Genomic DNA, 13190 nt, shown 5'->3' on the forward strand with positions numbered 1-13190 from the left:
GTCCTACGCCTCGCCTGCAGATGCGCCGGAGAAGATCCCCGCCGGATCGAACTTTTCCTTGATCCGCGCGCTCAAGAGCTCGATCGCTTCGGCTTGCGGCTGCAAGACAGACGTCGCTGCCAGCACTGTCGGCGCGGCGCGCATCAGCGTAGCGTGCCCGCCGCCGAGCGCCTTGATGTAGCGGCGCACCAGTTCCGCCTCGGGATCGGCCTCCATGCGCAGCCACACCAAGCCACCCTGCCAGTCGAAATAGGCATCGACGCCCGTTTCGAGACGAAGAGCTGCGACAAGCTGGTGGCCTGCCGTCGGCGCGACGGAGACGCGCCACAGCGGGCGGGCGGTGCCGTCGGCATAGGGGTGGACGTCACGGATCTCGCGCCAGAGCAGAGCTGTCTCTTCGGCGCTCAGGGACGAGATCGCGCCGAACGACGCCAACGCCGCCTGCAGCTTTTCGGCGCGCACCGCGACGGAGGCGGCCAGGCCCTCGAGCCGCAGCACCGTCGCCGCCCCGTCCGGCAGACGGCCGCCAACGAACCGTCCGCAGACGCTTTCGGGAAGGTGTGCCGCGCCGGAGACTTCCACCGACATCGACATCGCCGTCGCCATTGCGGCTGCGGCCTCCGCATCGTTCAGGCCGGAGACGACGATCGTGGCCGCCGTTTCCGGAACCGGCAGCAACCGGAACGTCACCTCCGTCAGGAAGGCGAGCGTGCCGCGCGAGCCCGCGAGCAGCTTCGTCAGGTCCAGGCCGGTGACGTTCTTCATCACACGCCCGCCCGCCTTGACGACCTCGCCGGTGCCATTGACGAAGCGGACACCGAGAAGGCTGTCGCGCGCCGCGCCGGCGACGAAGCGGCGCGGACCGGAGGCATTGGTCGCAAAAACCCCGCCGATCGTCGGAATTCCGCCCGTGCCGAGCACCGGCCGCAGGTCGAGCGGCTCGAAGGACAGCATCTGCCGCCTTTCGGCAAGGGCCGCGGCGACCTCGTCGAGCGGTGTCCCGGATTTCGCGGTCATGGTCATCTCGGCCGGATTGTAGGCGACGATGCCGGAGAGACCGGCCGACGACAGCACGTCCCGGCCCGCGGGGCCGGGCAAAAGCGTGCGCGTTCCGCCACCGCGGATTTCTAGCGTCGCGGACGAAGCCGAGGCAGCGCGGATGATCCGGGAGGCGGCCTCCTCGGACAAGGGATCATGAATCATGGTCATGCGGCTGGTCGCCCCTCCAGCGGGAAGACTTTCGAGGGATTGAGGATCCACTGCGGATCGAAGGCTGCACGCACGCCCATCTGCTGGACCAGGTCGGCCTCGCTGTACTGGTGGCGCATCAGGTCGCGCTTCTCGATGCCGACACCGTGCTCGCCGGTGAGGCAGCCGCCGGCGTCGACGCAGAGCTTGAGGATCTCGTTTCCGGCTGCCTCCGCGCGGGCCGCATCCTCGGGGTCGTTGGCATTGAAAAGGATGAGCGGATGCATGTTGCCGTCGCCGGCGTGGAAGACGTTGGCGACGCGCAGCCCGTGGCGAGCGACGATCTCGGCGGTGCCGCGCAGCACGTTCGACAACTGGCTGAGCGGCACGGTGCCGTCCATGCAGATATAGTCGGCGATCCGGCCCGTCGCGCCGAAGGCGGACTTGCGGCCTTTCCAGATCAGTGCCGCCTGCGTGGCCGACTGGCTTTCCTTGACGACCTTGACGCCATGGCGGCGGGCAATCGTGATGATGCTCTCCAGCATGCCGTCCATCTCCGCCTCGGAGCCCTCGACCTCGACGATCAAAAGCGCCTCGACGTCCATCGGGTATCCGGCCTGGGCAAAGGCCTCGCAGATCTCGATCGCCGGCTTGTCCATGAATTCGATTGCGACCGGGATGATGCCCGCGCCGATGATGTCGGCGACACAGGCGCCGGCCTCCTCGGAACTGTCAAAGCCGAACAGAACCGGCCGGGCCCCCTCGGGCTTGGCGATCAGCCGCACCGTCGCCTCGGTGACGACACCAAGTTGGCCCTCGGAGCCGCAGAGGAGGCCGAGCAGGTCAAGGCCCGGCGCGTCCAGCGCCTTGCCGCCAAGCTCGATCACCGTGCCGTCGACCAGCACCATCTTCACGCCAAGCAGATTGTTGGTCGTGACGCCGTATTTCAGGCAATGCGCGCCGCCGGAGTTCATTCCGATGTTGCCGCCGATCGTGCAGGCGAGTTGCGAGCTCGGATCCGGTGCATAGAAATAGCCGTCGGCGGAGACGGCGTCGGAAATGGCAAGGTTGGTCACCCCGGCCTGGACGGTGGCGGTGCGGTTCGCATAGTCGACCTCCAGGATGCGCGACATCTTGGAAAGCCCCAGGACGACGGCGTCTTCCTGCGGGATCGCGCCGCCCGACAACGATGTCCCCGCGCCGCGCGGAACGACGGGAATGCCGTAGCGATGGCAGTATTTCAGGACGGCGGCGACCTGAGCGGTCGTCTCCGGCAGCGCCACGGCCAGCGGCACGCGACGATAGGAGACGAAGGCGTCGGTCTCGAAGGGCACGAGCGCACGCGGCTCATGCACCAGGCACCCCTCCGGCAACAGATCCAGAAGGTCTTCGACGATCTCGCTCCGCCGCGACAACACCGCGGACTTCGGCGGCAGAAAGCCGATCTGCTCCATATTTGAGATCTCCAAATCGGGCAAAATGGTATTTTTTGTTTACCACTTTGCCGGAAGGCAGGCAAATGCTAAGCATTTTTTCCGCTAGGACGAAAATGGATATCATTTATGACGAACCTGGGCGATCTGGAAATTTTCTCGCGCGTGGTCACGACCGGCAGCATGTCCGCCGCCGGCCGGGCGCTCGGGCTCTCGCCCGCCGTCGTCTCAAAGCGCATCAAGCGCCTGGAGGAGCGGCTCGGCACGCGGCTCTTGCAGCGCACGACCCGGCAGATCTCGCTGACGGAAGCCGGGCAAGGCTTCCACGCGCGCATCCTCGGCATCCTCGCCGGCATCGAGGAGGCGGAAGCCTTTGTGTCCGGCCGTGCCGGTGCCATGCGCGGCGTCTTGCGGATCTCCGCCCCGACCTCCTTTGGGCGGCTGCACATCGCGCCCCACCTGATGCCCTTCATGGAGGCCAATCCGGAATTGACCGTCAATCTCGTGCTGACGGATGATTTCTCCGACATCGTCGGGGAGGCGTTCGACCTGGCGATCCGCATCGGTGAATTGGAGGATTCTTCGCTGGTGGCCCGCCGCCTCGCCCCGGTGCGGCGTGTGCTCACCGCTTCGCCTGCCTATCTCAAGCGCCGCGGCGCGCCGGCTGCAATCGCCGACCTGGCGCAACACATCTGCCTGCCGCCGCACAACCAGGATGTCTGGCGGCTGGAGGGGCCGGAGGGTGCAGTGGCCTATCGACCGCAGGGCACGCTGATCACCAATTCGAGCGAGGTCGTGCGCGAGGCGGTGATCGCCGGCATGGGAATCGCGCTGCGCTCGACCTGGGACATCGGCCCGGAATTGCGGGACGGTCGGCTGGTGCAGGTGCTGCCGCAGTATGAAGGTTCGCGCAACGTCGTGCTCTCGGCGATCTACGCCAGCCGCCAGTTCCTTCCGGCCAAGGTTCGCGTCTTTATCGACTACCTCGCCGACCTCTATGGGCCGACACCCTACTGGGAGCATGGTCAGTTGCCTGGCTGATCGTCAGTGCGCGTCCTCTTCGGCGTGCCGACGTCGGATCGCCCGCACCAGCAGCCACATGCCAAGGACGACGACCGGTACGGAGAGACCGGTCAGCGTTTCCGGCTTGATCGGCAGCCCGAGGCCGTTCGCGGCCTTGGCGAGATAGCCGAACAGGCCGACGACATAGTAGGAGATCGCCGCGACCGACAATCCTTCGACGGTCTGCTGCAGGCGGAGTTGCAGCTTGGCGCGCCGGTCCATCGAATTGAGCAGGCCGGTGTTCAATTGCTCCAGTTCCACGTCGATCCAACTGCGCAGGAGCGCTGTCGCGCGTGCGAGCTTGCGCGACAGGTTCGCCTGCCGCTCCTCGACGGACTGGCAGGTGCGCATGGCCGGCGCCAGCCGCCGCTCCAGGAAGAAGCCGAGCGTCTCGTAGCCGGGAATGGCCGTCTCCGCCAGCGTCCGGATGCGCTCCTGCACGATGCCGTAGTAGGCACGGCTGGCGCCGAAGCGATAGAGGCTAAGCGCGGCGTTGGCCTCGAGTTCGGCGGCAAGGCGCGTGATCTCGGACAGCATCTGATCGGCCTCGTCGCGGGCATGCTGTTTCATGCGCTGCGTCACAGCCGTCAAACCGTCCTCGATGCGGCGGATCTCCGGCGACAGCGACTGGGCGAGCGGCAGCCCCATCATCGCCAGCGTCCGGTAGGTCTCGATGTCGAGCAGGCGCTGCACCAGTGCGCCGCGCCCGGCTTCGGTCATGCCGCGGTCGATCACGAGGATCTGCGTCAGCCCGTCGCCGTTCTGTCGGAAGTCGGTGAGGATGACCGCCTGCCCGTCCTTGACCTCGCTGTAGCAAAGGCTTGTCGGGTCGAAATTGCCGATCGCGTCCCGCGTCTGCGGCGTGTCCGGGCGGATCTCCAGGCGGACGCCGGAGATCAGCGTACCCGGCGGCGAAAAACTGTCGCCGAACGGGTGGACGGGAACGACGTCGCCAAACTTCTCCGGCACCGGGCAGTCCCAGAAATAGGTCGAGAACTCGGTATGACGCTCCCAACGCAGCGTCCCCTGCCCCCAACTCATCGCATGGTGGCTGGCGTCGCGCGCCGGCGGCGAAATCCCGCGCGTACGGGAGAGGTCGGAAAGCACCGCGTGATCGACGCCGGTGCCACCCTCGGTCAGGAACGCGAGCTGAAAAATGACGCGCGGCGACGGCACCAGCGCGTAGGGCCTGGCGTGTATCTCCCCGAGCGCCTGCGCCCGGGCCGCAGCGGTCGGAAAGGCAAAGCTTCCATTGGTCATGCCTGCATCGTCCCCCTCGTGATGCATTTATCTTGGCTTGTTTAGCAAAAGACAATTGCCGGAAAAAACGGCGCATTGACGCAGGCAGTTGAAATTCTGACCCCATCCACAAGTCTCTATCGGTCGCGCCCCGTCCTTGCTCGCAATCGCATCGATCATCGGGCAGGGTCGCTCGCCCGCCCGCCCCCGTGGACAAGTTTATTGACCAGTGATGGCGGACTGTTATCCTTCGGCCATGGAAAGCCTGCCTGCCGACACGCCCTTCGACCTGTTCGCCCGCGTCAGCCACAGCCGGACGGCAGACGAGGTCGTCCGCCAGATCGAGCTGCTTTTGCTGGAAGGGATCCTGCGCGACGGCGACCGGCTGCCGGGCGAGCGAGAGCTTTCGAAGCGGCTCGACGTGTCGCGACCGATCCTGCGCGAGGCCCTGAAGGAACTGGAGGCCCGCGGCCTTCTCGTCAGCCATCATGGCGGCGGCACCTATGTCGCCGATATCATCGGCCAGATCTTCTCCAGACCGGTGGTCGACCTGATCGCCCGCCACCGGCGCGCTACGATCGATTTTCTCGAATACCGCCGCGCGCTCGAGGGGATCACCGCCGAACTCGCCGCCCAGCGGGCAACGGCCTATGACAGGCAGGCGCTGAAAAAGATCCTGGAGGACATGCGGAAGGCCCACACAAGTGGTCGCTTCGAGGACGAGCTTGCCGCCGACGTAAACCTGCACAACGCGATCGGCGAGGCCGCACACAACATCATCCTGCTGCACACGCTGCGGGCCTGCTACCGGTTGCTCGAGCAGGGGATTTTCTTCCACCGGCATCTGGTGTTCGCTTCGGACAAAGCCCGCGGCGACCTGCTCGATCAGCATGAGGCGATCTGCGTCGCCATCCTCAACGCCGATCCCGTCATGGCAAAAGCGGCTGCGCAGGCCCATATAGACTATATCGACAGCGCCATCCGCGAGGCGGAACGCACAGGCGAGTGGCAGCGCATTTCACAACTGCGGATGCAGCAGCGCTCCGCTGGCAAGAGCGATTAGGGTCCAGGTTCCACCGTGTATTCGCCGCTTTTCACGACTATCGGCAGGATCAGCGATGGCGCAGCCGTTTACAGTGGCACAAATGCGCCCATACTCCACGGACACCCGTCCAAAACGAATCAGCCTCGGAACCGGCTGGAAGGAATGAAGAAGAGATTGAATATCCTCACCCGAATTGCCAGCGACGTGCGACTGATGCTCCGGCGGCCGGCCCGGATTCAGTATGCCGCGCTGTGCTTCCGATTCAGGAAGAAGCGGGGCGAGATCGAGGTCCTCCTTATCACCAGCCGTGATACCGGACGCTGGGTTATACCGAAAGGCTGGCCGATGGAGGGGCGGCCGTCCTATGCCGTCGCCGAGCGCGAGGCCTATGAGGAGGCCGGCGTCAAGGGCAAGGTGCACAACGAACCGATCGGCCACTATATGTATCAGAAAGGCCTTCCCCAGGGGCTGAAGGTTCGTTGCAAGGTCCAAGTCTATTCGCTGGAAGTGCACGAACTTTCCAAGAACTTTCCCGAAAAGAGAGAACGCCGCCTGGAATGGGTCAGTTGCTCCGAGGCCGCCGCACGCGTCGCCGAACCCGGCTTGAGGAAACTGTTCCTGGCCTTTGAACAAAGCTGGCTAGCCCCGCACCAGCCTGTTCAGGCAAAAAATGCGCACGCCTGAAGATCCCGCCATATTGCTCTCGTTGTGCTGAGGCAGTAGTGCCACGGTAACCCCTGGAGCAACCGGATGGACAATACCCCCACGCGGCTGGGCAAGCCGACGCTTGACAAGGATCTCGACAAGCTGACACGCCTCGAGGAGGCGACGAATTTCATTTCCCGAGGCCTGCTTGCGCCGGGCATCGGCCTGATTTTCCTCGCACTCGCCATGATCGTCGCTGGCGCCTTCGTGATCGACCGTCCTGGTGCTGCCGTCATTGTCGCCGCCGCAGCACTTGCCGCCTACATGGCCATGAACATCGGCGCGAATGACGTCACCAACAACGTCAGCCCGGCGGTCGGCTCGCGCGCCCTGTCGATGGCCGCGGCCCTCGCCATCGCTGCCGTCTTCGAGACGCTGGGCGCCATGCTTGCGGGCGGGGACGTGGTCTCGACGATTTCGGAGGGAATTGTCGCTCCGTCGTCGATGCCGCCGGATACGCTGATCCGCGCCATGCTGGCCGCGCTGCTTTCCGCCGCGGTATGGATCAACGCCGCCACCTGGCTTGGCGCGCCGGTCTCGACGACACACGCGATCGTCGGCGCCGTGATGGGCGCCGGTATCGCTGCCGCCGGCACAGATTCGGTCGACTGGAAACTCATGTCGGGCATCGCCACGAGCTGGGTCGCCTCGCCCCTGCTCGGCGGGGTGATTGCGGCCCTGCTCCTCTTCTTCATCAAGGAGACGATCGTCTATCGCGACGACAAGATCGCCGCGGCGCGCCGCTGGGTGCCGGTGCTGATCGGGCTGATGAGCGGCAGCTTCACGGCCTATCTCCTGATCAGCCCGCTGGAACATTTGCTCGATATCGGCTTCGGCACGAGCGTCCTGCTCGGCTTGATAGCAGGCGCCTTGACCTATGCGGCAAGCCATCCCTTCATCGCGCGGCAATCGATCGGGCTGGAAAATCGCAACCAGTCGCTGCGCAGGCTCTTCCGGATTCCGCTGATCATTTCGGCAGCCCTGCTCTCCTTCGCCCATGGTGCGAACGACGTGGCCAACGCAGTCGGCCCACTTGCCGCGATCGTCCATGCGGCGCAGACGGCACAGGGCGGCTTTGATGCCATCGTGCCGCAGTGGGTGATGCTGATCGGTGCGCTTGGCATCTCGGTCGGGCTGCTGCTGTTCGGGCCGAAGCTCATCGAGCTCGTCGGCAAGGACATCACCAAGCTCAACCCGATGCGGGCCTATTGCGTAGCGCTGTCGGCGGCGGTGACGGTCCTCGTCGCCTCGGCGTTCGGCATGCCGGTCAGCTCGACCCACATTGCCGTCGGCTCCGTCTTCGGCGTCGGGTTCTTCCGCGAATGGTACACGCGCAATTCGAGACGCCGCTTGGAGTACATCCGCAAGCGTGGCGGCATCATCGACCTTGAGGAACTGGAGGATCGCAACCCCGATGAGATCCGCCGGCGCCGCCTGGTGCGACGCTCGCATTTCATGACCATCGTCGCGGCCTGGATCATCACCGTACCGCTCACTGCGATGGCGGCCGCCATCCTCTTCAGTCTTCTCAACGGCTTGTTCGGCTGACAGGGATCACAATGCGCGCCAACTACCGCATGCAACGCCTCTTCGTCGAAGCTCACCTGTCCGCAGGGGCGGCGTTCGAGGCCGCGAAAGATCAGTTTCACTATCTTGCCAACGTGCTACGGGCGGAAGGTGGCTCGGAGGTTCTCGCCTTCAACGGTCGCGACGGCGAGTGGCGGGCCCAGCTCTCCTACCCGACCCGCAAGCGTCTGCTTCTTACTCCCGTGGAACAGACGCGGCCGCAGCCCGCGCCGAGCGACTTGCACTATCTCTTTGCGCCGTTGAAGGTCGGCCGCCTTGACTATCTCGTGCAAAAGGCCGTGGAGATGGGCGCAGGCGTGCTGCAGCCGGTCATGACGCAGCACGTGCAAGGCAAGATTTCCAGCCTGGACCGGATCGAGGCGAACGTGATCGAGGCCGCGGAGCAGTGCGGCATTCTCGCCATCCCGCAGGTCTCGGCACCCCGGCGGCTGGATGAATTGCTGCAGGACTGGCCGCAGGATAGACGCATCCTATTTTGCGACGAGGGACATGGCAGCCAAAATCCGCTGCCTGCGCTCAATGCGGTACGGGAGAACAAGCTGGCGCTTCTGGTCGGTCCGGAAGGCGGCTTTTCCGACGGCGAGCGGACAATCTTGCGCAACCTGCCGTTCGTAACGCCGATCCCGCTCGGCCCCCGCATCCTCAGGGCGGACACCGCTGCGGTCGCGGCCCTGGCCATCATCCAGGCCACGATTGGTGACTGGAAATAACCAGTTCGAGCTGCTGCGACATTGCCTGCGCCAAGGACGACCTTTCCGTTTTTTTGATGGCATCTTGAAAGAAATTCGCTTGCGCCGCACATAAATACGGTCCAAGCACCCTCCACTTGCCCCGCCACTCGGCCGGTGCCCACCTGACAAGAAGATGCCCATGGCCCGTGATACCACCGACCAGACGCCGGTCCGCTCGACAGCGGACATGACCGAATACCTCGCCTCCGGCTGCAAGCCGAAGGACGCGTTTCGCATCGGCACGGAGCATGAGAAGTTTGCATTCTTCACCGCCGACAACGGCCCGGTTCCCTATTTCGGCGAGCGCAGCATCTCCGCGCTGCTGACCGGCATGCAGGCCAAGAGCGGCTGGGAGCCGATCATGGACGGCGACAACATCATCGGGCTTGCCGGCCCGGCCGGCGCCGGCGCGATCTCCCTGGAACCGGGCGGCCAGTTCGAGCTGTCCGGCGCGCCGCTGGAGACCATCCACGAGACCTGCAAGGAATCGAACCAGCATCTTTCGACGTTGCGCGAAGTCGCCGAACCGCTCGGTATCCGGTTCCTCGGCATGGGCGGCAGCCCAAAGTGGTCGCTCGCCGAGACGCCTCGCATGCCGAAGTCGCGCTATGAGATTATGACGCGCTACATGCCAAAGGTCGGTTCGCACGGCCTCGACATGATGTACCGCACCTGCACGATCCAGGTGAACCTCGACTTCTCCTCCGAAGCCGACATGCGCCGCAAGATGCAGGTGTCGCTGAAGCTCCAGTCGCTTGCGACCGCCTTCTTCGCCTCTTCCCCCTTCACCGAGGGCAAGCCGAACGGCCTTCTTTCCTGGCGCGGCGATATCTGGCGCGATACGGACAACAATCGTGCAGGCCTGATCCCCTTCGCCTTCGCCCCTGACTTCGGTTTCGAGCGCTACGTCGAATGGGCACTGGACGTTCCGATGTATTTCGTCGTGCGCGACGGCAAGTACCACGACTGTACGCACATCACCTTCCGCCAGTTCATGGCCGGGGCGCTCAAGGGCGAGATCGCTGACTGGGAGCCCAACATCGGCGACTGGACCAACCATCTTTCGACGCTCTTCCCGGACGTGCGCCTCAAGCGCTTCCTGGAGATGCGCGGCGCCGACGGCGGCCCGTGGCGCCGCATCTGCGCGCTGCCGGCCTTCTGGGTGGGGCTGCTCTATGACGACACAGCCCTTTCGGCCGCCGAAGACCTGACGCGCGACTGGACAGTCGAAGAGGTCGCCGCTCTCCGCGATGCGGTTCCCGCGCAGGGGCTCAATGCAACACACCGCGGCGTGACGCTCTGGGACGTTGGCCGCGAGGTGCTGTCGATCGCTCGTTCCGGCCTTGTCGCGCGCGGCAGGGTCAACGGCGATGGTGTGGACGAGTCGGTGTTCCTTGCACCGCTGGAAGAGGTCCTGGCCAAGAAGTCGACGCTCGCAGAGGACATGCTGGCGCTGTACAACGGTCGCTGGAACCAGTCCGTCGAACCGGTCTTTACCGACTACCAGTACTGATCGCCCGCCGCCATCTCGGCAAGAAAGCGGTTTTCGTCCCGCATATTCCCGTTATAGTGCGACAGTCATGCTTCCGCACGAGCCACGGCGCACAACGCCGGCAGGCCCGTGCCGCATGGAAATGCCCGCACGATGACGAAAGGACCGGCGATGATCCCGCTTTACGACTTGATGCTGCAGGCACAGAACGGCGGCGCGCTGGACGTGATGGCAAAGCAGTTCGGGCTGGCGCAAAAGCAGGCCAACGAGGCCATTACCGCCCTGATGCCGGCCTTTTCGGAAGGGCTGAAGCGCAGCGCCGCCAATCCCTACGATTTCGGTTCGTTTCTCAAGGCCCTCTATTCGGGTGACTATGCCAAATATTTCGACGACATGACCAAGGCCTTCACGCCGAGGGGCATCGAGGAAGGCAACGATCTGCTCGGCCAGTTTTTCGGCTCGAAGGACGTGTCGCGCGCAGTCGCCGCGCAAGCGGCGCAAATGACCGGTATCGGCCAGGAGATCTACAAGCAGATGCTGCCGGTGGTCGCCAGCACGTTGATGGGCGGGCTGTTCAAGCAGTCAGTCGCGCCGTTCTTCGCGGCCACCCAGCAGGACACTGACAATCCCTTCGCTGCAGCCATGCGGCAGTGGATGGAGGCGACCGGCATGGCAAAGAAGCCGGAGCCGCAGACCAATCCCTTCAACAATCCCTTCACCCAGGCCTTCTTCGGCACCGGTTCCGACAAGAAGCCGGCCGAAAATCCCTTCCTCGACAATCCTTTCGCCAAAGCCTTTACCGACATGATGACCGGCATGAGCGGAACATCGGCCGAAGCGCCCGCCGCGGACAAGGCGGGGACACCGGCCGCTTCGCTGACGCAACTGGTGACGACCATGTTCGACGCCGGGATCGAGATGCAGAAGGATTACCAGAAGAGCATCGAAAGCATCTTCGACACGATGAGCAAGGCTTCGTCGACGGGGTCGCCAGCGGAACCGGGCAAAAAGCCGGATTGACTTGCTGAGCACATCGCAAAGAAAAAGCCCGGCGGGACCTGGGAGGGTCGCGCGCCGGGCAAGCGGCAGGGTTATTGGCTCTCACCCTGCGGGGAAGCTGGGAGCGCCCTAGTCGGGACGGCCGCTCCGCAAATGTCTACGGGCGCGGTCACGCGCCGTGATGGTCAGGTGCATGTCGGGATCGGCCCAGTAATAGGAGGAGATAAGCGCATTGCGCACGTCCTCCCGCCGCAGCCCGATATCGAGCAGCATGTGATCGTCGAGATCATGAAGTCGATTGAGCGCCGAACGGTTTCGCCAGGTGCGCACGATCCGGGTCGCGGACATACGAAGGCCGGCAAGAACGGACGCAACGGGCGAGCGATAGCTGGCAACCCCGTGACCAAATTGGCTTTCAATCATGCGCATGGCATTTCTCCTTTCCGGCAAGGCGCATCGCCTCACTCGGCGGAAAACTGCGCGCACAGCCATATTCGTTTCGCCAATCGGGACGACTGGCGGTCAAAATCTCTTCAGTACTTCAAAATAATCTCGCCGCCCCACAGGACTACGTGAGACAGAAGGTCAAAATGAAAGGCCGGCAGCGCGACAATTCACTTTGTGGCTCTTTGTCGCAGATAGACATTGATCAGTCCAACGAATGTTTTTAATAGTATCAATCAAACCCTCTTATGGAATGTCGCCATGTCCGCCCCGCTAGACATCGATCAGCTCCAGACTTTCGTCGCAATCGCCGACACCGGCTCCTTCACCAGGGCTGCTGAGAGGGTTTTCAAGACCCAGTCCGCCGTTTCGATGCAGATGCGACGCCTCGAAGAACGCATTGGCAAGCAGCTGTTCATGAAGGACGGGCGCGGCAACCGGCTGACGGCGGAAGGCGAGCGGCTCTTGAATTTCGCCCGGCGGATGATCCGGCTGAACAACGAGGCGATCGCTGCCTTCGACGACAACCGCCTCGAAGGCACGTTGCGGATCGGAACGCCCGACGACTATGCCGACCGCTACATGCCCGAGATCATCATGCGGTTCGCCAAGACGCATCCGAATGTGGAGCTCTATATCGTCTGCGAACCCTCGGTCGATCTCGCCGAGAAGATGGGCAAGGGCGAACTCGACATCGCGCTCGTCACACACAACCCGCGCCAGCGCCAGTCCGACGTCGTCCGGACCGAACCGCTCTGCTGGGTCATGTCGGCCAATCATCCGCTGCCGGAAAACGCGCCAGTGCCGCTTGCGGTCGGCCGGCGCGACTGCCAGTGGCGGCAGGTCGCCTGTGCCGCGCTCGATTCCGTCGGCCGGGACTACCAGGTGCTGTTCACGAGTTGGTCCTCGACCGTCGTCGCCGCCGCCGTGATGGCCGGCATGGCGGTTTCGGTCCTGCCGGAGTCGGCGCTGAGACCGGGCATGAAGGTGCTGACCCAGGCGGACGGCTTCCCGCCGCTCGCGCCCGTACAAATCGGCATCATGAAGCGGCCGGGGCTGTCGCCGTCACTGATGAATGCGATCACCAGCCACATCACCGCCTGCCTCGACAACATCTCGCCGCTCGCCGTCAACGACGACCTGCCGGAGGCCGACGTCAAGCAGTTCCCGCGGCTGCAGCGGCTGCGGCCCGGGCACCTGATGCCGGGGTGGTGAGGTCGGGGCCAGCAATGCGGCTGCCCCTGCCGTCAAGACAGACCTGTCCA

Annotated in this window: 12 protein-coding genes; 8 read left to right on the forward strand and 4 right to left on the reverse strand. The window is 64.3% G+C overall.

Features of this window, described 5'->3' with window-relative positions:
* Nucleotides 1–3 precede the first annotated feature (3 nt).
* Together J2Y48_RS07665 and J2Y48_RS07670 are read right to left on the reverse strand one after the other, a co-directional pair.
* Nucleotides 4–1209, reverse strand: a complete 1206-nt coding sequence (locus tag J2Y48_RS07665; RefSeq protein WP_310415217.1) for an FAD-binding protein — start codon at nt 1207–1209, stop codon at nt 4–6.
* Nucleotides 1206–2642 carry an FAD-linked oxidase C-terminal domain-containing protein gene (locus tag J2Y48_RS07670; RefSeq protein WP_310415221.1) on the reverse strand — a complete coding sequence of 479 codons (1437 nt, stop codon included), beginning with the start codon at nt 2640–2642 and terminating at the stop codon, nt 1206–1208. Before J2Y48_RS07670 ends, J2Y48_RS07665 begins: the two co-directional genes overlap by 4 nt.
* Nucleotides 2643–2750: 108 nt before the next feature.
* Between J2Y48_RS07670 and J2Y48_RS07675 the strand changes: the two genes are divergently transcribed.
* Nucleotides 2751–3662 carry a LysR family transcriptional regulator gene (locus J2Y48_RS07675; RefSeq protein ID WP_310415224.1) on the forward strand — a complete coding sequence of 304 codons (912 nt, stop codon included), beginning with the start codon at nt 2751–2753 and terminating at the stop codon, nt 3660–3662.
* A gap of 3 nt (nt 3663–3665) precedes the next feature.
* Here the strand turns inward: J2Y48_RS07675 and J2Y48_RS07680 are convergent, their stop codons facing one another.
* Nucleotides 3666–4943: a DUF3422 family protein gene (locus J2Y48_RS07680; RefSeq protein WP_310415227.1), complete on the reverse strand. Its 1278-nt coding sequence runs from the start codon at nt 4941–4943 to the stop codon at nt 3666–3668.
* A 235-nt stretch (nt 4944–5178) separates the two neighbouring features.
* Here J2Y48_RS07680 and J2Y48_RS07685 point away from each other — a divergent pair, with 235 nt between their 5' ends.
* From J2Y48_RS07685 to J2Y48_RS07710, 6 genes are all read left to right on the forward strand, one after another.
* Entirely contained in the window at nt 5179–5985 is an 807-nt protein-coding gene (locus tag J2Y48_RS07685; RefSeq protein WP_310415230.1) for a FadR/GntR family transcriptional regulator, read from the forward strand.
* A gap of 156 nt (nt 5986–6141) precedes the next feature.
* A complete protein-coding gene (locus J2Y48_RS07690) occupies nt 6142–6651 on the forward strand; it encodes an NUDIX hydrolase (protein WP_310415233.1) in 510 nt (169 codons plus the stop codon).
* A 66-nt stretch (nt 6652–6717) separates the two neighbouring features.
* Entirely contained in the window at nt 6718–8220 is a 1503-nt protein-coding gene (locus tag J2Y48_RS07695) for an anion permease (RefSeq protein WP_310415236.1), read from the forward strand.
* A gap of 11 nt (nt 8221–8231) precedes the next feature.
* Nucleotides 8232–8969, forward strand: a complete 738-nt coding sequence (locus J2Y48_RS07700) for a 16S rRNA (uracil(1498)-N(3))-methyltransferase (RefSeq protein ID WP_310415239.1) — start codon at nt 8232–8234, stop codon at nt 8967–8969.
* Nucleotides 8970–9129: 160 nt separating this feature from the next.
* Nucleotides 9130–10503, forward strand: a complete 1374-nt coding sequence (locus J2Y48_RS07705) for a glutamate--cysteine ligase (protein ID WP_310415242.1) — start codon at nt 9130–9132, stop codon at nt 10501–10503.
* 150 nt (nt 10504–10653) lie between these two features.
* Entirely contained in the window at nt 10654–11502 is an 849-nt protein-coding gene (locus J2Y48_RS07710; protein WP_310415731.1) for a DUF937 domain-containing protein, read from the forward strand.
* Nucleotides 11503–11610: 108 nt separating this feature from the next.
* On the opposite strand, the gene J2Y48_RS07715 is transcribed toward J2Y48_RS07710, so the two are convergent.
* Complete coding sequence (locus tag J2Y48_RS07715; RefSeq protein WP_310415245.1) at nt 11611–11910, reverse strand: DUF1127 domain-containing protein; 300 nt, start codon at nt 11908–11910, stop codon at nt 11611–11613.
* Between the two features lie 276 nt (nt 11911–12186).
* On the opposite strand from J2Y48_RS07715, the gene J2Y48_RS07720 reads away from it, so the two are divergent.
* A complete protein-coding gene (locus J2Y48_RS07720) occupies nt 12187–13140 on the forward strand; it encodes a LysR substrate-binding domain-containing protein (RefSeq protein WP_310415248.1) in 954 nt (317 codons plus the stop codon).
* The last annotated feature ends 50 nt before the right edge of the window (nt 13141–13190 follow it).

Source organism: Mycoplana sp. BE70 (genome assembly GCF_031455855.1).
Taxonomy (GTDB): domain Bacteria; phylum Pseudomonadota; class Alphaproteobacteria; order Rhizobiales; family Rhizobiaceae; genus Mycoplana.

Coding starts and splice junctions, on each gene's coding strand:
- J2Y48_RS07685 (WP_310415230.1), top strand. CDS start 5,179: ATGGAAAGCCTGCCTGCCGACACGCCCTTCGACCTGTTCGCCCGCGTC.
- J2Y48_RS07700 (WP_310415239.1), top strand. CDS start 8,232: ATGCGCGCCAACTACCGCATGCAACGCCTCTTCGTCGAAGCTCACCTG.
- J2Y48_RS07705 (WP_310415242.1), top strand. CDS start 9,130: ATGGCCCGTGATACCACCGACCAGACGCCGGTCCGCTCGACAGCGGAC.
- J2Y48_RS07670 (WP_310415221.1), bottom strand. CDS start 2,642: ATGGAGCAGATCGGCTTTCTGCCGCCGAAGTCCGCGGTGTTGTCGCGG.
- J2Y48_RS07710 (WP_310415731.1), top strand. CDS start 10,654: ATGATCCCGCTTTACGACTTGATGCTGCAGGCACAGAACGGCGGCGCG.
- J2Y48_RS07675 (WP_310415224.1), top strand. CDS start 2,751: ATGACGAACCTGGGCGATCTGGAAATTTTCTCGCGCGTGGTCACGACC.
- J2Y48_RS07720 (WP_310415248.1), top strand. CDS start 12,187: ATGTCCGCCCCGCTAGACATCGATCAGCTCCAGACTTTCGTCGCAATC.
- J2Y48_RS07695 (WP_310415236.1), top strand. CDS start 6,718: ATGGACAATACCCCCACGCGGCTGGGCAAGCCGACGCTTGACAAGGAT.
- J2Y48_RS07680 (WP_310415227.1), bottom strand. CDS start 4,943: ATGACCAATGGAAGCTTTGCCTTTCCGACCGCTGCGGCCCGGGCGCAG.
- J2Y48_RS07665 (WP_310415217.1), bottom strand. CDS start 1,209: ATGACCATGATTCATGATCCCTTGTCCGAGGAGGCCGCCTCCCGGATC.
- J2Y48_RS07715 (WP_310415245.1), bottom strand. CDS start 11,910: ATGCGCATGATTGAAAGCCAATTTGGTCACGGGGTTGCCAGCTATCGC.